Source organism: uncultured Phascolarctobacterium sp. (genome assembly GCF_958349595.1).
Lineage (GTDB): Bacteria > Bacillota > Negativicutes > Acidaminococcales > Acidaminococcaceae > Phascolarctobacterium.
In genome coordinates this window covers 1-18,607 of record NZ_CATWDQ010000022.1, presented here as the reverse complement: position 1 = coordinate 18,607, position 18,607 = coordinate 1, and the positions used below count along the sequence as shown (strand labels likewise).

The following is an 18,607-nucleotide window of genomic DNA, read 5'->3' as shown; positions in this document are numbered from 1 at the left end:
CTTTATAACTTTTTCAAGCTGCCTTCTTACTCTTAAAACTGTTGCTTACTTTTAGAAGCTGTAACGGAAACCAACGTTGACGCCCCAGTTTTTGGTCACATCGCCGCCACTGATGCGTTCTACATCAAAATACATGCTGGAATCTTTGTTAAATTTATGATTGACGCCGATACCGTATTCGATCGCCGTGCCGCCAATGCTATCGCTGTAGCTGGCAGTTCTGCCGTCGCCTTTGATCGAAGTGTTGATGTCGCCGTCAAAGTCGTGCAGCACTGCCGCTTTCAGATAGACGCTGCTGCCTTGTTTGAACTCTTTGCCCAGCAGGAAGCCACCCCGCAGCACGATGCTGTTCATGGCATCGTTAGTAACGCTCATGGTATTGTCATGAGTAGTGACAGTGTAATCATCGCCGCCCAGATGCACGTAGCTGGCGCGTACCATCGGTTCTACGAACCAGCCGTCGTTCAAGTCCTGACGGTAACCGTATTCCACAGCAAAACTCATGGCCGTGCTGCCAAAATCACCGTCCAGCTTCTGGGCGATAGTACCGCCGTAAGCGCTGGTCTCGCTGTCTACTTTGCCAACTTTGGCAATGATATCTACATGATGGCCTTTGTCGCCCGTCCAGGTGCCGTACAAAGCTCCTGCCGCGGTCTTGATTTCGCCGTCGCCGTTAGTCAAAGTAGTATCGCCTTTGGCATACTGCCCAGCCAGGCCGATACGCCAGTTGTTGCCGATCTCATGGTCGTAGCCGGCTGCGAAACCGTTGTATTTAAAGTCGTTGTCGCCTTTAAGACCGTCCACTTTGATCTTGCCGCCCACATATTTAGCCCAGACACCATCGTTGTCGTCAGCGCTGTTGCGTACATCTCCCAGACGTTCCATCAGAGTTTCGTCTGCGCCGAACAATGTCACTGCCGCGCCGGCTGCGATCTTGTTGGCGTCCTGTGCTGCTGTTTGAGCAGAGGATTGTTCGCAAGCTTTAGTGGTGATATTAGTCAGGTTCAGGTTGCCATCAGCACCAACTTCTGCTTTGCCCTCATATTCATAAGCCCAGATGCCGTTATCATACTGCATCTCTTTGATGTTATATGTAGCATTGCCGCCATTGTTTTTATCAGCCTCTGCACCTTGGATCAGCACAACATCGTCATTCAAATGACCTTTACCAGCAGCGCCGGCCGCATTGTTGTAGCCGTTGCGCATACCCTGGTCAAAAACAGTGATGTCATAAGTGCCGCTGCCGGTAGCAGCATTTTCAGAAACGATCTGGTCGTTGCCAACAGACTGACCGTAGGCGCCGTTGGCATTGGTACGCATAAAGAGCTCGTTGGTACCGGAAGCATCCAAATCATTGGTAGTGATAGTGCGATAATCAGCAGTGTTGTATTTATCTGCCTGATCATTATCGTCATAGAAGTAAACTGTGCTTCCCTTCAGCGTAGTCTTATCGGCTACAGTAAGGGTTCGCAGGTTATCGGTCAGGTTCATAGTCGTACCGCTGATCTTCAAAGAACCTGCACTATCAGTTCCTGCTTTAACTTCAGTATTTGATTTTAAATTCAGAGTACTATCTGCTGTAGCGTTCGTTACAACCTCTACATCGCCGTTAAATACAATACCTGCATCTTTAGCATCAAAGGTAACATTACTGTCGTAAGTCCAGACAGAATATTCGTGCTTCAGGCTACCTGCAGTACCATTACCGCCATCAGCGGTCACTGTAATGCCGCCAGCATCACTGATGAACTCCAGGTCATTTTTATTGCCTTCTATGCCCTGTGCTCCCTGCCAATCACTATCTGCGGCGGTCGCTGTAATATTAATAGCGTCTGTCGTATGTACCCTGACAGTAGTATTGTCAAGCGCCATACCCTGAGCAAAATTCGTATTTTCACCTTTAGTGGCAGTTGCTGCAATGGTCAATTTACCAGCAACATCAACAAGCATGGAACAGCATTTACTGTAAATGCTGTTGCCTCAGATTTAGTGTCAGTAACATTAGCCTTATAATCAAACGCCGGATTCGTGCCTGCAGCAGCTGTTGGTAAATCAACATCGCCTGTTGCAGTTGCTGTAACGCTAAAGTCTCCTGTTACAGCGTAAACATTATTGGAATTTGTAGCTGTAACAGCCTTAGCCGTATTAGTAGTTGCCGCGTCTTGTGCCAATGCGCTGATTGCCAGACCCTCGCCAGAAACCACGTTCAAAGTACCGTCGGTAGTGAAAAGGCCCATAGCTTCAGCCGTTGCACCGTTAGCAGACTGTGCAACATTACCTGTAGGAGTGATACCGACGCCGCCTGCACCGCCGTTAGAAGTTGCATTAGAAATACCATCCTGGCTTACTTTATCATCTACGATCCCAGTACCTGTTCCTGTTTCATTTGTTTTACCAGCAGTACCATCTTTCCCGGCATTGTCAGTATTAGCAATACCGCCAGCAGCTACATAAGCGTCTGCTATGCTAAAGCTGCCCACGCCTTTACCTGCCGTGGCCGTGGCAGTGATAGAAGTAGTTTGTAAGATACCGTTGGTATTAGCCAGGTTTACAGCAGTTGCATAAGCACTGCTGCCTGCACCGTTGGTGCCAGCAGCACCAGCAGTACCGCCATTGCCGCCAAAGCCGCCTTTACCAGCATCACCGCCGGCGCCATTCAATCCGGCAGTGCCGATTGCACCCTGAGTGCCTGAAATACCGTGTGCTCCATTAGCGCCGATTGTGGCAGTGTTAGCGATGGGAACACTATTATTTTCACCAGCGGCACCAGCAGCACCACCAGTACCACCAACACCGCCTTGTCCACCAGCACCAGCTGTTCCGGCAGCACCACCATCGCCGCCATTACCGCCCTGGCCGCCAATGCCTCCTGCGCCTCCTGCGCCTCCGATGCCAGCTTTAGCACCGTCACCACCAACAGCAGTAACAGTAATAGTGCCAATAGCGATATTCAGATCAGTATTGTCTGTTCCGACCAGGCCATTGGCTGTAGCGACACCACCGTTGCCACCATTGCCGCCAGCACCACCGTTACCACCGTTACCACCGTTACCGCCTGTGCCGCCAACCCCGCCAACACCACCGTTACCGCCATTGCCAGCTGCACCACCAATGCCGCCATTACCAGCTGCACCACCGGCGCCGCCATTACCGCCAACGGTTGCATTCCAATTAAATCCATTTCCCGAACCATTACTGACGCCCTGGCCACCTTGTTGTCCTTTACCACCGTTACTGCCGTCGCCACCAACTCCGCCATCGCCGCCAACACCACCGTTACCGCCCTGTTGGCCAATACCGCCAACGCCGCCGTTGCCGCCGGCACCGCCCGTACCACCGCCCGTACCACCGGCATTACCGACTCCTGCTTTGGCTTCTACAGTCAAACTGTTTAAGGAAATGCTGCCTTTGGCAATATTATTAACATCAAAGCCTGTGCTGACAGCGTCACCACCGTTGCCACCGTTGGCGCCTGCACCGCCCGTACCGCCAGCCTGGCCTGTATTTCCTTGCGCACCGACAGTACCAACGGCGCCGGCAACACCGTTACCGCCAGCTTTACCTGTAGTACCAGTTGTTCCATCGCCACCATTGCTGCCATTAGCACCTGCTGTAGAAGACCAGCCAGTTTGTACCCAATTAGTGTTACCAGGTCCCTGATAGTATCCTGTAGCTGAAACAGTTCCGTTACCTGCCGGAGTCGAAGAAGCATCAGTACCATCAGCCGGTTTGGCCGGTTTATCAGCCGGAGCAGCGTCAGTTCCATCTGCACCCTTAGTCCCATTGGCAGCCTGATGTTCTTCTAAAGCAGCACCGTCAGCACCTTGAGCGCCTGTACCACCATAACCGCCATGGCCGCCCAGCGCACCTTCTGCTTTCACAGTTAAGTCGCCCCCGGAAATATTCACATTGCTGCTGACCGCACCACTGACAGTTGTTTTTTCAGTGGAAGGAATCACGCCTATGGCAACGCCTACAGCAATGGCTTTACCACCATTTCCGCCTTCAGCGCCAGCACCACCCACACCATTCGCATTACCGGTTGTATATTGGCCTTCGCCGCCTTCTCTTTGGTAAGTTTTATTAGCAGGATCATTGTATTGAGTAGCCGTTCCGCCACCTGTAGCAGAAATAACAGCACTGCCAACATTGATAGTGGCATTAGCCAAGCCATTACGGTTGAACAGCCCGGCAGCGTAACCTAATCCACCATTGGAACCTTTTACCGCTCCCTGAGAAAGATCGCCCACCTGTCCAATACCGTCTTTGGCTATGACACCTTCAATCGACATACTGCCGATCGTAATCGTTTTACCACTCATATCACCACTGGCAGGATTATCTGCCCAGCCGGAATGATATTGGGCAACAAGTACGTCATCACCACTAAAATCTTTACGCAACGTATCAATAGCGCCGCCTGTAGCATTCTTCAGTTCATATTCAGCTAAAGTCAACGGTTTATCTATAGCACCCGCATCGCCTGTTTTAGCCCATACCTGCTGCGGCACAGATACCCATGCCATTCCCATAACTGCCAGCGTTACTGCCGCTGCCAGCTGTCTTTTTCTACTTGCTTTTAAATCCACCCAAACCACTCCTTAAAATTTGTTCAAGATTATATTCTTCGGCTGGTGCCGCAGGAATCAACTTTGTATAACATTACTTTTCTAAAATATTTTTGTGTAAAAACAATATTAAATTGCATTAATTTGTATTTTTTAATTATTTTATATAATCCTTTTATTATATTACCACAGATGTCCCCCCCTACAAGACACAAGAAGGATTTTTCTAAAATTTTTTTTCAGCGCCGCGATATCACGCTGCGCGGCACTTGCGGCAAACCGCAAGTGCGTGTGCGTGCTTCACTCGCCAAGTGGCGAAAACATCGAAAAAAAAAGCAACGTGCAGTACCATCTATGCACTACACGCCGTTTTTTAGAAAGTTTTATCAGCCTTTCAAAAAAAGCAGCAAATAAAAAAATCTGCCACGGCAGACTAAATTTTGATTATTATAGATACTTCAAATTCAAGCACCTGCTGCAGCCGCACCAACACCGCGATAGTAGTACTGACCTCACCGCGTTCGATGCAGCCGTAATGTTTTGCCGATAGTCCTACTGCTTCGGCGACCTGTTCCTGGGTCAGCTTTTTATTGTGGCGCGCTGTTTTTAATTGCTGACTGATATATTTTTGCATAGTATCTCCCTCCCGCTTTTATTTTAGACAGCAGTGGCAGTAAATTAACACCTGATTGTATAGGGTGTTAATTTTCTTCAAAAAAGTTTAGACTGTTTCTTGTTGCGCGTGACGTTTTACAGTATAGCCGGGTATCATAAAATTATAGAGAGAACTGATGGTTATAAAAAGTTTATCGGAACAGTCCGAAAGATTACAAACGCTGATAACAGCTGCCCAAAGCGGTGATAAGGCGGCATTGCTGCAGCTGTGCGAGGATTTTAAGCCGCTGCTGCAAAGCGAGGCCCGCCGGGAGATGTTTTACAGATCGCTTGGTAAAGACGCAGAAGGGATCGCCGCTTTGACGTTTATCGAGCTGGTTTTAAAATATAACGGCGCTGATTTTGAAAGCTGGCCCGGTCTAGCACGCTGTAAGGTGCATTTTGCACTTTTTGACGCCATGCAGAAGCAGGGCAGGATCTGGGAAAACGAAGCGCAGATAGATACGGGCAGTGAAGCCGGCATCGACCTGCTGGATACAGGCCTTGCAGATACGGCACGTCTGGACGAGCTGGCACGGCTTTTGCTTTCGTTAGAGCTGCAGGAGGCATTGCGGCAGCTGAGCGCAGAGCAGCAGCAGATCCTGACACTGCTATTTTTGGACGACCTGAAGCCAAAAGAAGTGGCAGGACGTCTGGGCTGCAGCGTGCGCAATATCACCAAGCACCGCTTAAAGGCTTTGGACAGGCTGCGGCAGCTTTTGACAAATTAAAACCAAGCATATAAAAAGCAGACATTCACTAAAAAGTGAATGTCTGCTTTTTTACTACTACAACTAATTTTGTATTTGTTCTTACGGCAAAGTGATCGTAAACTCGCCACTTCTATTACCAGTACTATCTTGTACCCAATTATTGGCTTCGATCGTATGGTGTGTTATGCCTCTGGTATAATCATAAAGCCAGATAACATGCGGCTTACATACAATATTTACTGCGCCGGCAGCATTTCTTGTCCTTAATCCTACCTCAAATTCAAAACTAAAACCGCCGTAAGACGCCGGTCTGGGGTTTATAGGTCTTGCCGGACTGAGAAAACCTACATGAGACAGCTGCACTTCCCAGACAGCTCTGTTCTCATGGGCAAAATTGGCATTTTTACTGATAATCTGTACGTCCGCTGCAGAAAAAGTTGTGCTGCCATTAAAATTTACCACACCACTACTGCTGACGCTGCCGGTTACAGAAGCTAAACCGCCTGCGGATTCACTGTGCGACCCAACCGATGTTACCGGTCCAACAGCGTACCAGTCGCCTTGATCATCAGCAACAGTAAATTCCAGCAGCATCTGCGTTGCATAATATCCTACTGACAGCCAGTTGGGAGCAGGTTTGTAAAAAGCTCTGTCGGCGTGATAGATACTATGCGACATGCTTCCTTTGATTTTATAAAATGTATCTGTCCCTTCTGTACCATTCGGTTCCACGGTAAAATCTACTGCTGCTTTAACCGCCTGTGTATTTTCATATACCGTACCAGCATGCTCATGACCTTGTCCGTTTTCTGTAAAAACCAAATTAACTCTGCTCATTTACTATCACTCCTTTTCAGCAATCCAATTTTTTGCCGTTCAATTCAGTAATCAAAAATTCCGCATAATTTTCCCGTGCAAAGGTAAGCTTTACTTTCATGCCCACATTTAATATCTGATCCGCTGCTGTACTTTTGACGCGGGTAGCCGTAACTGTATAAAAAGTATCTTTCTTAAACTGTTTTGTATCAAACAGACTGCTTTCTGTTTCGCCGCCTTCACAAACAAGATAATTGCCCAGAACAAGTTCGTTCTTGTCCCTGTCATTAACAGTACAAATCACCGCAATAACAGGAACTGGTTTTTTGTTTGTTTTAACAGCGCCTTCATAAAACTCACCTATTTTATATTCTCCGCAATATTTCATTTCGATAGCCTGCATAGTAACACTCCCTTTTTAATATCGACTAAGTAAGATGCGCATTTTTACTTAAATCTATAATAGCGCTGTTTTTATCCATTATGGTAGAAATTACGTGCAAGAAATACAAAAAGACCGTTTCAGTTAAACTGAAACGGTCTTTTGAGTTACGCTTGGTAATTTGATGCCGATTATCTGCGTTCGCGGATACGAGCAGCTTTACCGGTGAGGTTACGCAGATAGTAGAGTTTTGCTCTGCGAACGATACCACGACGGGATACTTCGATTTTCTCCAGACGGGGGCTGTGAACGGGGAATGTTCTTTCAACGCCTACGCCGTAGGAAATACGACGAACGGTGAACATTTCACGAACGCCGGCGCCGCTGCGTGCAATTACTACACCTTCGTACATCTGTACACGTTCACGGGTACCTTCGACTACTTTTACATAAACTTTTACGGTGTCGCCTGCACGGAAGTCAGGGATGTCGGAACGAAGCTGTTCTTGTTCCAATACTTCAATAATATTCATAATTTCCTCCTCGAATCATAGACGTTCATGTGCGAACACACCACAGCGGACCGTCCGTTTTACACAAATGACATTATATCATAATGTTACATTGGTTGCAATTATTTTTTAGATATTTTGGCAATTATTTTTCCCACCAGGCTTCACCGGCCAGCCGGTCTAAAATAATCGCCGCTGCCGAACGCACGCACAGGTGGTTGTAGTCGCAGGAGCCGTAAACAGGTTCCAACACATAGTCAAAGCCGTTCATGGTTTCCTGTTCCATACCGAAGCCAGTACCAAAAAGCAGCAGCATTGGTTTCTCGCCATTATGCAGCAGATCGCGTACAAAGCCATAGGTCACTGTATTAGGATAGGTGCGGGCATCAGTAGTAATGGTGACGGGCGCCTGCCCTTCCAGTTCAGTAACAGCGGCGATAGCCGAGGCTATACTTGGCGTATAGGTAACACGTTCCAGCGCATTACTGCGGTCGGGATTATAGGTTTGGCCGTAACCGTGCTGCCAATAGTCGGTTATCCTTTTGATGATCTCGGCCTGCACCTGGAGCGGATGGATCAAAAAATATTTTTTGACGTCATAGGTGCGGGCAGTGCGGGAAATATCATGGATATCGAAGTTGGTGACGGCGGTGGCGATGACCTGCATATTTTTGTTATAGATCGGATAATGCACCAGACCCAAATAAAGGTTAGCCATTCTTATCACCTGCGAGTTCCTGTTTGATTTCTTTGAGCAGCAACGCATCTTCTTTGCCAAGCTCTGACAGCAGGTCAGGGCGGCGCAGATAAGTTGCCTTCAGGGCTTCTTTACGCCGCCAGCGGTTGATGAGGGCATGGTTACCGTTACGCAGTACTTCCGGCACTGCCAGGCCTTCAAATTCCACCGGGCGGGTATACTGAGGATATTCCAGTAAGCCTGTGCTGAAGGAGTCTTCAACGGCACTGGCCATTTTTCCCAGTACGCCGGGAATAAAACGCGCTACGGCGTCCATAACGATCAATGCCGGCAGCTCGCCGCCGGTAAGTACATAGTCACCAATAGAAAGCTTTTCATCGACCCAGTTGAAGATGCGTTCGTCAAAGCCTTCGTAATGGCCGCAGACAAGAATAAGGTCCTGGACGCTGCCGGCATATTCTTCAACGATCTCCTGTTTCAGAGTGCGTCCGCCCGGACACATGGCAATAACGCGCGCTGCCGGCAGCTGCTGTTTGGCCATGCGGATAGCCGCTACCATCGGTTCCGGTTTCAAGACCATACCGGCGCCGCCGCCAAAGGGCGTGTCGTCAACGGTGCGGTGCCGGTCGGTGGCAAAATCGCGCGGGTTGATGCAGCTCACTTCTACAAGGCCGGCATCGACGGCGCGTTTGATGATGCTGTGGCCAGCCGCCTGTTCAATTTGTTCAGGAAATAAGGTAATAAAAAGAAATCTCACGGTGCATCTGTCCATTCCGGTAATTCGACCACGATCCGGTGGTCTTTGAGATTGATTTCCTTAACGTGTTTTTTAAGGGCAGGAACGAGTATGTCCTTGCCTTCGGGCACGGCAATAACGTAAACGTCGTTGCTGCCGGTGCTGAGCACGTCTTTGAAGGTGCCGAGCTGTGTTCCTGCCGTATCGAATACGGGCAGACCGAGCAGATCGGCTACATAATATTCGCCTTCTTCAAGCTGAGGCAGATCTTCACTGTTAATCAAAACCTTTTTGCCGCGCAGCAGCTCAGCGTCGTTCATTGTTTCCACGCCTTTGCATTTCATCAGTACCATACGTTTATGAAAGCGGGCGGAGGTTATCTGGAGCGAGCGGCCGTCTTCGAGCAGCAAATAGGAAAGCTCTAAAAATTGTTCAGGATGATCTGTCTGCGGCAGAATACGAAGATCGCCCCGCACACCGTGCGGAGCGATAATAGTGCCAATAACTACCTGTTTTTCCATATCATTCGCGGAAAGCAATGATCTTGCCGTCCTCGGTGAGGATCTCGGCACCCATCAGTGCGTCGATATTGGTACCGACAGTGATCTCGACAGTACGTTCGAGAGTGCCGTGACCGATCTCAGCACCGATCTCCAAAGCTTCGGCACGTTTGAGTTTATCTTCGGCTTCTGCTTTAGCGGCAGTGATCTTGTTTCTTTCCATTTCGATCTGCTCACGCAGAGAAGGAAGTACGCTCAGGTCGCTGGCGGCCTGGGCAAGAGCTTTTTTGGCTTGGAATTCGAAGTGTTCGATATCCAGGTTGATTTGTTTTATGGTGTTTTGGACATCGCCAATAATTTTCAACTTGAGATCTTCTGTTACTTTTGCTTTTATTGCAACCGGAACACGTACAAACATTTTATCCATTTCACTTACCATCCTTATACGTCTTAGACAATCTCTACGACAACTTTTACATTCTCACGGGTTGCAACAGCTTTCATGACAGTTCTGATTGCTTTAGCAATACGGCCCTGTTTTCCAATAACTTTACCCATATCTTCAGGAGCAACATGGAGGCGAAGCACCGTTGATGTTCCGGTGGTTTCCTCCTCCACGACTACTGCAGACGGATTACTCACTAGAGACTTGGCCATTACTTCTACCAATTCTTTCATGCAAATCACGCCTCATTTCTTATTTTGCTTTAGATTCAGCATATTTTTTCATGATGCCGTCTTTGCTGAACAGGTTTTTAACGGTATCAGTAGGTTGCGCACCTTTAGCCATCCAGGAAAGAGCTTTTTCTTCGTCGATCTTTACGGTAGCAGGTTGTACAGTGGAATCATAGTAACCGATGCTTTCGATGATGCGGCCGTCACGCGGAGAGCGGGAGTCAGCAACAACGATACGGTAGAAAGGAGCTTTTTTAGCGCCCATACGTTTTAAACGGATTTTAACTGCCATTGTCTATTTCACCTCCTTCAACCAGATGTTGATTTAAATTTATTTGTTCATAAAAGGCATTTTGAAACCGCCTTTTGAAGCAAACTTGGCCATGCCCTGCATCTTTTTCATCATCTTTTTGCTTTCCTCAAAGTTTTTGAGCAGCTTGTTGACATCCTGCACGCGCATACCGCAGCCTGCTGCGATACGTTTACGGCGGCTGCCGTTGATGATATCGGGATGACGGCGTTCTTTAGGGGTCATGGAGCGGATGATAGCTTCCACGCGGTCGAATTCTTTTTCGTCTACGTTAGCTTCTTTCAGCTTCTGGCTGATACCGCCCATACCGGGGATCAGTCCCAGGATCGTGTCCAGGGAACCGAGTTTTTTGACCTGCTGCATCTGTTCCAGGAACTGCTCAAGCGTAAATTCGTCTTTGCGCAGTTTCTTTTCCATTTCCAGGGCTTTGGCAAGGTCGGTCGTGGACTGGATCTTTTCGATGAGCGACAGGATATCGCCCATGCCCAGGATACGCGAGGCCATACGGTCGGGATGGAAGGGTTCCAGTGCATCGAGCTTTTCGCCCATACCGACAAATTTTACCGGGCGCCCGGTAACTGCTTTGACTGACAGTACCGCACCGCCTCTGGCGTCGCCGTCGAGCTTGGTGACGATAAGTCCGTCGATGCCCAGTTCGCCGTTAAAGCTTTCAGCTACGGTGACGGCGTCCTGACCTGTCATTGCGTCGACGACCAGCAGTATTTCATGCGGGTTGACGGCAGCTTTGATATTACGCAGTTCGTCCATCAGTTCTTCGTTGATATGTAAGCGGCCTGCGGTATCGATGATGACTGTGTCGCAAGCCAGTGAGAAAGCTTTATCCATTGCCTGGCGCGCTATCTCGACCGGAGATACCTGATCGCCGAGGACAAAGACGGGCAGTGAGAGCTGCTGCCCCAGCACCTGTAATTGTTTAATAGCCGCGGGACGGTAAATGTCGCCTGCTACCAGCAAAGGCTTTTTGCCTTTTTTGCGCAGCAGGTTGCCCAGCTTGCCGGCAGTGGTCGTTTTACCTGCACCCTGCAGACCTACCAGCATAATGACCGTCGGCGGTTTGTCGGCTACGGTGAGCTTGCTTTGCGTGCCGCCCAGAAGCTGCGTAAGTTCGTCGTTGACGATCTTGATGATCTGCTGACCGGGGGTCAGGCTTTGCTGAACGGTTTCGCCCAGCGCGCGTTCTTTGATATTGGCAACGAAATCCTTAACTACTTTAAAATTGACGTCGGCTTCAAGCAAAGCCATCCGTACTTCGCGCAGAGGCGCTTTTAAGTCGTCTTCTGTGATCTTGCCGCTGCCGCGGAACATTTTTATCGCATTTTGCAGTCTTTCAGATAAATTTTCAAAAGCCATTTTTACCTACTTTCGCCGCTCAGTTCGTCTAAAATGCGGCGTACTTGTTGAAGTTCTGCCGAAGCTTCGCTTTGGGCGAGGCAGCCGGCCAGCAGCCGCTGTGCTTCCAGCAGCAGCTTTTTATCGTGATCGTCGCGGGCCAGCAGCGCCAGTTTGCTTTCGTAGCGCTCCAGTATATGCTCTACCCGCTTGATAAGGTCGTGTATCGCTTGTCTTGATACTTCAAGTTCGTCGGCTATTTCTGCCAGGGAAAGGTCGTCATAGAAATACAGTTCCAGGCATTTTTGCTGTTTTTCAGTGAGCAGGCTGCCGTAGGCATCAAACAGACGTCCCAGGCGTACTCTTTGCTCTAAACTGTTTTCCTGCATTTCAACCACCAAAATCTTTACATATTTTATCCGACTTTGGTATTATATCGAAAATAGCAGAGGCTGTCAAGCATTTTTACTTGTCACTGTCAAATAAGGCGTCTACAAATTTATCGGCTTCAAAGGGACGAAAATCCATAATGCCTTCGCCAACGCCGATCCATTTGACGGGCAGGCCCAGTTCTTCTTTGATGGCGATAACGACACCGCCTTTGGCTGTACCATCGAGCTTGGTCAGCACGACACCGGTGACGTTGGCGGTCTCCATAAATACTTTGGCCTGATTGATAGCGTTCTGCCCTGTAGTTGCATCCAACACGAGGAAGGTTTCGTGCGGGGCTTCGGAGATCTCGCGTTTGATGATGCGATGCACTTTTTCCAGTTCATTCATCAGGTTGGTTTTATTGTGCAGCCGTCCTGCCGTATCGATAAAAAGTATGTCGACATTACGGGCAACAGCGGCTTTGACAGCGTCAAAAACTACTGCTGCCGGATCAGCGCCTTCTTCGTGACGGATAACTTCACAGCCGGCACGTTCACCCCAGATCTGCAGCTGCTCGGCAGCGGCGGCCCGAAAGGTATCGCCTGCGGCCAGCATGACTTTGTATTTGAACAGATGGAAATAGTTGGCCAGTTTGCCGATAGTAGTAGTTTTGCCAACACCATTGACGCCGACGACAAGTATGACCGTCGGTTTGGCGCCGATACGGGTGCGCTGGCCTTCGTCCTGCAGCATTTCGGCAATATATTTTTTGAGGAACGGCAGCACCTGCTCCGTACCTTCGATTTCTTTCTTTTTGGCTGCCTGACGGACAGCGTCGATGAGTTTTGCCGTTGTTTTCACCCCGACGTCACCGCTCAAAAGGATCATTTCCAGTTCTTCCAGAAAGTCTTCGTCGATTTTAGCCGACAGCCCTACCAGTTCTTCGATACGGTCGGTAAAGTTGCGGCGGGTCTTACTGAGACCGTCTTTCAGTCGTTCTAAAAATCCCATGCTCTTACTCCTTTTCGCTCAATTTGACAGATAGTAATTTAGAAACACCGGATTCTTCCATGGTAACGCCATGCAGGACGTGCGCGGCTTCCATAGTGCCTTTGCGGTGTGTGATAACGATAAACTGCGTGCTTTCGGCATAGGCCGCCAGAAATTTTGCAAAGCGGTCGACATTAGCTTCGTCCAGCGCCGCATCGATCTCGTCGAGGATGCAGAAAGGCGAAGGCTGATAGCTGAGCAAAGCAAACAGCAGGGCGATGACCGTCAGGGCACGCTCGCCGCCTGATAACAAAAACAGGCTTTGCAGTTTTTTGCCGGGCGGCTGCACTTCGATATCGATACCGCTGCCCAGCACGTCATCAGGATCAGTAAGTTTTAACGCTGCAGTACCGCCTCCGAAGAGCCTTACATAACAGTCGGAGAAATATTCGTTGATCTTGCCGAAGGCCTCTTTGAAGCGTTTGGCCATACCGGAATTGATCTCACTGATAACGGCCTCCAGATTGGCTTTGGCTTCTGCAAGGTCGCTGTACTGACGCTGCAAAAATTCGTAGCGTTCGCTGACTGCTTCGTATTGTTCGATAGCCGCCGGATTGACCGGCCCTAAAGCTTCGATCTCACGCTCTAAGCGCAGCTCGCGCCGGCGCAGGGAAACGTCGCTTTCGTCCAGCAGTTCGCCGCTGGCACGTGCTTCGTCCAGAGTGATACGGTATTCCGTAGCCAGCTGTTCTATAGCGTGGTCATAGTCGCTGTTTTGGCGTACCATTTCCATCGCCGCCTGATTGCGTTTTGTTTCGGCAACAGTAAGTTCTTTTTTCAGTGCGTCCAGACGCTCCCCTGCCACGGCCTGTTTTTCGGTAATGGCAATACGTTTGGCGCCGAATTCATCTTTACCGCCAACGATGGCTTGTAATTCAGTCAGTAAAGCGGTACTGCTGGCCGCCAGTTGTTCACTGCTGGTTTTACTGGCCGCGATCACGTCCAGCAAATGCTTTTGTTCATCGTCGTTAGCAGCAAGCTCCTGCTGCATCCGGCCCATATCGGCATCAAGCTGCTGCATCCGCTCGGCCATCATCGCCGTACGGGCGGCAGTAGATTCCAGCTCTACACGGGCATCCTGCAGACGGTTACGGATAGAGGTCAGGGCGCTGTGATCAGCCGCCGTTTGTTTCTGCAAACTGTCCAACAGCTGCTTGCCCTGTGCGTCTTCCTCTTCCATAGCGGTCAGCTGCGGACGCAGGTCAGTAAGCTGCTGGCGTGCGCCCATATATTCCTGGGAAACCTGATTGCGGTCATCCAGCAAAAGTTCCAGCCGCTCGGCCGCCTGACGCTGCTCGGCGCTTAAGCGCTCCAGAGCCACGGCCAGCTCAGCTTTGCGGATCTCTTTCTGCTGCAGGTCCTGGCGCAGCTGCGCCAGTTTATTATTATAAACTTTTAAAGTGTTTTCATGTTCTTCAAGCTGTTCCTGATAGCCCAACAGCTCACGGCGCAAAACGCCAGCCTTTAGTTCCTGTTCGGCGATCTCTTTGCCGCGCGACAGGAAGCCGGCTTCCTTCTGCTGCCTGCTGCCGCCTGTCAGCGAGCCGCCGGCATTGACGATATCTCCAGCCAATGTAACGACACGGGTACGGAAGTTACTTTTTTTGGCAGCCGCCAAAGCAGCATCCATATCGTCTGCCACCAGCACCCGCCCCAGTAAAAACTTAAAGATAGGTGCCAGTCTGGCATCATAGCTGATCAGATCGTCCGCAAAGCCCTGGATGCCCGGCAGTTTTGCCAGCGCTTTTTCTTCACTACGGCGTTCATAATATTTGATAGTGTCAAGCGGCAGGAAGGTCGCCCGCCCCGCCTGGCGCTGCTTGAGATAGGCAATAGCCTTTTTGGCTGCTTCCGAGCTGCCCATAACAAGATTCTGCGCCGCTCCGCCTAAAGCAGTTTCTATGGCCACAACATATTCAGGCCGCACTTCGATCAGTTCGGCAGCAACGCCGATCACGTCGCTGCGCCAGCTTTCCTGGGCCTGCAATACCGTTTTGATACCATAACCAAAGCCTTCATAGCTTTTCTGCATATTCTGTAGCAGGTTCAGCCGGCTTTCCAGGGCGGTGATCCTGTTTTGGCAGTCTTTGTGCTGCGTCTGCACTTTATTCAGCGCTTCGGTCTCTGCGGCGGCTTTGGCACCCACTTCCCTGCCGTCGCGTTTGATAAGTTCCAAAGCGTTTTCTACATTGCTCTGCTCGTCGTTCATGCTGCGGTAACGGGACTGTAATTCTTCCCCGGCTGTTTCGGCTTCGGCAATACTCTTTTTCAGTGCGTCACGCTTACGCATCCGCTGTTCCTGCTCCTGCTCCAGTCCCCTGATCTCATTGCGCAGATTGACCATAGTGCGCATATTGTCGAAAGCAGCTGTTTTCATATTTTCCATTGCCGCTTCGGCTTCGCTGATACGGGTCTCTTTCTCTGCCTGCTCGCCGGTCAGCTTGCTGACCAGAAGCTGGGCAGCCGCCTGCTGAGCCTCCAGACGGTCATAGTCTGCGACCATCGTTTTAAGCTGCATATCTAAGGCTGCGATCTGTTCCTGCAGCTTTTTACCCTGTTCTTCCAGGCGCAGTCTTGATTTTTCACTCTGGCGGACACGTTCTGCCAAAACGGCTTCCTGCCCGCGCAGTTTCTCCAGCGCTGTTTCTTTTTCTTTGATATCGTCCTGGATACGGTTATAGGCTTCGCTGAGTTTATCCAGCTCCAGCTGCAGGGCGCTGCATTCAGCTTCCTGTGTGCTGACGGCGGTAGCGCGTTCCAGCACTTTATTTTCAAGCTCGGCATCCTGTTCGTTCAGTTTCTGCCGAATATTCTCAATATTTTCGATCTTGTGCACAAATTGGGTCAGTTTGCAGGCACGCAGTTCTTTATCCAGCAGATTGAACTTGCGTGTTTGTTCTGCTGCAAGGCGCAGAGGTTCTACCTGGCCTTCGACTTCGGCTTTGATATCGTTGATACGGGTCAGGTTGGCAGCGGTATCGTCCAGACGCCGCATAGCTTCTTTTTTACGCATCCTGAATTTGGCGATACCTGCCGCTTCTTCAAACAAAGCGCGGCGTTCTTCGGGACGGCTGTTCAAGATCTCGTCGATCTTATTTTGACCGATAATGGACATAGAGCCGCGTCCCAGACCAGTATCTGCCAAAAGGTCAAGGATATCTTTTAAACGGCAGTTCTTTTTGTTGATGGAGTATTCGCTGTCACCACTGCGGAAAACGCGGCGGGTTATGCTTACTTCGTCAAAATCAAGACCGAGGCGGTGATCGCTGTTATCAAAAACCAGCGTTACTTCGGCAACGCCCAAAGGCCTGCGCTTGCCGCTGCCGGAAAAAATCACGTCTTCCATTTTGCTGCCGCGCAGATATTTGGCGCTCTGCTCGCCCAGTACCCAGCGGATAGCGTCGGAAATGTTGCTTTTGCCGCTGCCATTAGGACCGACGATCGCCGTAATGCCCGAACCGAAAGCTAATTCAATTTTATCTGCAAAGGATTTGAATCCATAAGTCGAAAATGACTTTAAATGCACAAAATCACCCAATCTGCAATATTCTATCAGTATATTTTACCATAGATAAAGGTTTCATACAATTATATGCCTCAGAGCAGATTTCAAAGTCTGCCCATGCTCAGGAAAGCAAATGCAAAAAGTATTTTTTGTAACACTTTCAATTTCTTTTTAATGCTTTTATAAATTTTTCTTACATTTTTTCGTATCAATACTCAATTTAACGATTTAATTATGCTATAATATGAGCACTTAAGTGAGTGCCGTTTAGTCACGAAGTGAATAAACGTGACAACGAACTTATCCAAAAGACGCGATTGCATAATGAGCGTCGTGGATTTCCTATTCCGACGAAGTCGGCACAACTTAATTCATGATGGCGAGGTAGTTTCGAGCCTAGTGAGAATATATGCCCTTGTGGCATAATGGCAAAAACACGGGACCTTGAACCCGGACAAAATTTATTTGCAGTGAGGGGATTTTACATGAAACTTTCAGCACGTGTCCAAAGCCTGACTTCTTCACCTATCAGAAAGCTGTCTCCGTATGCAGATGCAGCTAAAGCAAAAGGTAAAAAGATCTATCATCTGAATATCGGCCAGCCCGATATCAAAACGCCCGCCCAGTTTATGGAAAGTATCCGCAGTTATGACGACCAGGTCATTGCTTATGGTAATTCCAAGGGCGAAGGCTTCCTGATCGAAGCGATACGCAAATACTATGCCGAAAAAGCTATGGATTTTGCTGCCGAAGATATTTTTATTACCAACGGCGGCAGCGAAGCTTTGCTTTTTGCTGTGATGGCCTTGTGTGATCCCGGCGACGAGATCATGGTATTTGAACCATTTTATGCCAACTATACTACTTTTGCCAGAGAGTTCGGCGCTAAGATCAACGCTGTGCAGACCAGTGTGGCAAATGGTTATCATCTGCCTGACACGGCCGCTATCGAAGCGCAGATCACTCCCAGAACAAAAGCTATTTTACTGACAAATCCCGGTAATCCGACCGGCGTTGTTTATACTCAGGCTGAAATGGATATGATCTCGGCGATCGTCCGCAAATATGACCTGGCTTTGATTGCCGACGAAGTATACCGCGAATTTGTTTACGACGGCGCTTACCGCAGCTTTGGCACCATGCCCGAGCTTGCCGATAACCTGATCATTATCGATTCGGTATCGAAACGCTACAGTGCCTGCGGCGCCCGTATCGGCTGCATTATCAGCAAAAACAAAGACCTTGCAAAGCAGATCATCAAATGCTGCCAGGCCCGGCTGTGCAGTCCGATCCTGGAGCAGGTCGGCGCAGCGGCTTTATATACTACTCCCGTCAGTTATCTGGAGGAAGTAAACCAGGAATATAAAAAACGCCGCGATACGATCGTGGCAGCGCTCAAAAAACTGCCCGGCGTAGTTGCTTCCGATCCGAAAGGCGCTTTTTATATCATGGTGCAGCTGCCTGTGGACGATGCAGAAAAGTTTGCTATCTGGACTTTGGAAAACTTTGCAGTCGATAATGAAACCGTTATGTTCGCACCCGGCAACGGCTTTTATAACGACCTTGAGCTGGGCATCAATGAAGCCCGTCTGGCCTATGTCCTCAACTGCGAAGATCTGCAGAAGGCCATTTATATCCTGGGTGAAGCACTGAAAGCATATCCCGGTAAAACAAACTGATAACTACAACAAAAGCCTTGAATACTTTTAAGTATGCTTAGAACCAAAGAAAATGGACATTGAATAAAAAAGCCTCCAATCGTAGAAT

At 49.3% G+C, this 18,607-nt stretch carries 18 protein-coding genes; 2 read left to right on the top strand and 16 right to left on the bottom strand.

The annotated features are described in order from the left end of the window. Positions 1-51 precede the first annotated feature (51 nt). The 3 genes from Q4G98_RS11495 to Q4G98_RS11485 all read right to left on the bottom strand — a co-directional run bounded on the left by Q4G98_RS11495 (position 52) and on the right by Q4G98_RS11485 (position 5,202). Entirely contained in the window at positions 52-1,950 is a 1,899-nt protein-coding gene (locus tag Q4G98_RS11495) for an autotransporter domain-containing protein (RefSeq protein WP_301961996.1), read from the bottom strand. After that, positions 1,923-4,589, bottom strand: coding sequence for a hypothetical protein (locus Q4G98_RS11490; RefSeq protein WP_301961995.1), 2,667 nt, complete (start codon positions 4,587-4,589; stop codon positions 1,923-1,925). Before Q4G98_RS11490 ends, Q4G98_RS11495 begins: the two co-directional genes overlap by 28 nt. A gap of 412 nt (positions 4,590-5,001) precedes the next feature. Next, positions 5,002-5,202, bottom strand: coding sequence for a helix-turn-helix domain-containing protein (locus Q4G98_RS11485; protein ID WP_298562677.1), 201 nt, complete (start codon positions 5,200-5,202; stop codon positions 5,002-5,004). A 157-nt stretch (positions 5,203-5,359) separates the two neighbouring features. Between Q4G98_RS11485 and Q4G98_RS11480 the strand changes: the two genes are divergently transcribed. Then, positions 5,360-5,953 (top strand): RNA polymerase sigma factor, encoded by a 594-nt coding sequence (locus tag Q4G98_RS11480; protein ID WP_298562679.1) that lies wholly within the window; start codon positions 5,360-5,362, stop codon positions 5,951-5,953. Positions 5,954-6,034: 81 nt separating this feature from the next. On the opposite strand, the gene Q4G98_RS11475 is transcribed toward Q4G98_RS11480, so the two are convergent. From Q4G98_RS11475 to smc, 13 genes are all read right to left on the bottom strand, one after another. Next, a complete protein-coding gene (locus Q4G98_RS11475; protein ID WP_301961994.1) occupies positions 6,035-6,772 on the bottom strand; it encodes a hypothetical protein in 738 nt (245 codons plus the stop codon). 16 nt (positions 6,773-6,788) lie between these two features. Next, on the bottom strand, positions 6,789-7,154 hold the full coding sequence (locus Q4G98_RS11470) for a hypothetical protein (protein WP_293660906.1): 366 nt from the start codon (positions 7,152-7,154) through the stop codon (positions 6,789-6,791). Between the two features lie 170 nt (positions 7,155-7,324). After that, positions 7,325-7,666, bottom strand: coding sequence for a 50S ribosomal protein L19 (gene rplS / locus Q4G98_RS11465; protein ID WP_293547901.1), 342 nt, complete (start codon positions 7,664-7,666; stop codon positions 7,325-7,327). A 124-nt stretch (positions 7,667-7,790) separates the two neighbouring features. After that, complete coding sequence (locus Q4G98_RS11460) at positions 7,791-8,363, bottom strand: RNA methyltransferase (RefSeq protein WP_298562684.1); 573 nt, start codon at positions 8,361-8,363, stop codon at positions 7,791-7,793. Continuing rightward, positions 8,356-9,099, bottom strand: a complete 744-nt coding sequence (trmD, locus tag Q4G98_RS11455) for a tRNA (guanosine(37)-N1)-methyltransferase TrmD (protein WP_298562685.1) — start codon at positions 9,097-9,099, stop codon at positions 8,356-8,358. The genes Q4G98_RS11460 and trmD overlap by 8 nt, the downstream gene beginning before the upstream one ends. Then, complete coding sequence (gene rimM / locus Q4G98_RS11450; protein WP_293660901.1) at positions 9,096-9,617, bottom strand: ribosome maturation factor RimM; 522 nt, start codon at positions 9,615-9,617, stop codon at positions 9,096-9,098. Before rimM ends, trmD begins: the two co-directional genes overlap by 4 nt. After that, complete coding sequence (locus Q4G98_RS11445) at positions 9,601-10,005, bottom strand: YlqD family protein (protein ID WP_177561609.1); 405 nt, start codon at positions 10,003-10,005, stop codon at positions 9,601-9,603. Before Q4G98_RS11445 ends, rimM begins: the two co-directional genes overlap by 17 nt. Before the next feature lie 23 nt (positions 10,006-10,028). After that, positions 10,029-10,256 carry a KH domain-containing protein gene (locus Q4G98_RS11440; protein WP_021717248.1) on the bottom strand — a complete coding sequence of 76 codons (228 nt, stop codon included), beginning with the start codon at positions 10,254-10,256 and terminating at the stop codon, positions 10,029-10,031. 19 nt (positions 10,257-10,275) lie between these two features. Next, complete coding sequence (rpsP, locus tag Q4G98_RS11435) at positions 10,276-10,545, bottom strand: 30S ribosomal protein S16 (protein ID WP_177561607.1); 270 nt, start codon at positions 10,543-10,545, stop codon at positions 10,276-10,278. A gap of 39 nt (positions 10,546-10,584) precedes the next feature. After that, complete coding sequence (ffh, locus tag Q4G98_RS11430) at positions 10,585-11,934, bottom strand: signal recognition particle protein (RefSeq protein WP_298562686.1); 1,350 nt, start codon at positions 11,932-11,934, stop codon at positions 10,585-10,587. A 2-nt stretch (positions 11,935-11,936) separates the two neighbouring features. Then, positions 11,937-12,302, bottom strand: a complete 366-nt coding sequence (gene ylxM / locus Q4G98_RS11425; RefSeq protein ID WP_177561605.1) for a YlxM family DNA-binding protein — start codon at positions 12,300-12,302, stop codon at positions 11,937-11,939. Positions 12,303-12,378: 76 nt separating this feature from the next. Then, positions 12,379-13,296, bottom strand: a complete 918-nt coding sequence (gene ftsY, locus Q4G98_RS11420; RefSeq protein WP_177561604.1) for a signal recognition particle-docking protein FtsY — start codon at positions 13,294-13,296, stop codon at positions 12,379-12,381. Positions 13,297-13,300: 4 nt separating this feature from the next. After that, positions 13,301-16,861, bottom strand: a complete 3,561-nt coding sequence (gene smc / locus Q4G98_RS11415; protein WP_301961993.1) for a chromosome segregation protein SMC — start codon at positions 16,859-16,861, stop codon at positions 13,301-13,303. Between the two features lie 464 nt (positions 16,862-17,325). Here smc and Q4G98_RS11410 point away from each other — a divergent pair, with 464 nt between their 5' ends. Continuing rightward, a complete protein-coding gene (locus Q4G98_RS11410; RefSeq protein WP_298562690.1) occupies positions 17,326-18,519 on the top strand; it encodes a pyridoxal phosphate-dependent aminotransferase in 1,194 nt (397 codons plus the stop codon). Positions 18,520-18,607 lie beyond the last annotated feature (88 nt).

What these genes read in the sequence shown, in the direction of transcription:
- Q4G98_RS11440 (WP_021717248.1), bottom strand. Translation starts at nt 10,256, where the DNA reads ATGAAAGAATTGGTAGAAGTAATGGCCAAGTCTCTAGTGAGTAATCCG.
- ftsY (WP_177561604.1), bottom strand. Translation starts at nt 13,296, where the DNA reads ATGGGATTTTTAGAACGACTGAAAGACGGTCTCAGTAAGACCCGCCGC.
- Q4G98_RS11410 (WP_298562690.1), top strand. Translation starts at nt 17,326, where the DNA reads ATGAAACTTTCAGCACGTGTCCAAAGCCTGACTTCTTCACCTATCAGA.
- Q4G98_RS11485 (WP_298562677.1), bottom strand. Translation starts at nt 5,202, where the DNA reads ATGCAAAAATATATCAGTCAGCAATTAAAAACAGCGCGCCACAATAAA.
- ffh (WP_298562686.1), bottom strand. Translation starts at nt 11,934, where the DNA reads ATGGCTTTTGAAAATTTATCTGAAAGACTGCAAAATGCGATAAAAATG.
- Q4G98_RS11470 (WP_293660906.1), bottom strand. Translation starts at nt 7,154, where the DNA reads ATGCAGGCTATCGAAATGAAATATTGCGGAGAATATAAAATAGGTGAG.
- Q4G98_RS11495 (WP_301961996.1), bottom strand. Translation starts at nt 1,950, where the DNA reads ATGCTTGTTGATGTTGCTGGTAAATTGACCATTGCAGCAACTGCCACT.
- ylxM (WP_177561605.1), bottom strand. Translation starts at nt 12,302, where the DNA reads ATGCAGGAAAACAGTTTAGAGCAAAGAGTACGCCTGGGACGTCTGTTT.
- rplS (WP_293547901.1), bottom strand. Translation starts at nt 7,666, where the DNA reads ATGAATATTATTGAAGTATTGGAACAAGAACAGCTTCGTTCCGACATC.
- Q4G98_RS11445 (WP_177561609.1), bottom strand. Translation starts at nt 10,005, where the DNA reads ATGGATAAAATGTTTGTACGTGTTCCGGTTGCAATAAAAGCAAAAGTA.
- rpsP (WP_177561607.1), bottom strand. Translation starts at nt 10,545, where the DNA reads ATGGCAGTTAAAATCCGTTTAAAACGTATGGGCGCTAAAAAAGCTCCT.
- Q4G98_RS11475 (WP_301961994.1), bottom strand. Translation starts at nt 6,772, where the DNA reads ATGAGCAGAGTTAATTTGGTTTTTACAGAAAACGGACAAGGTCATGAG.
- Q4G98_RS11480 (WP_298562679.1), top strand. Translation starts at nt 5,360, where the DNA reads ATGGTTATAAAAAGTTTATCGGAACAGTCCGAAAGATTACAAACGCTG.
- Q4G98_RS11460 (WP_298562684.1), bottom strand. Translation starts at nt 8,363, where the DNA reads ATGGCTAACCTTTATTTGGGTCTGGTGCATTATCCGATCTATAACAAA.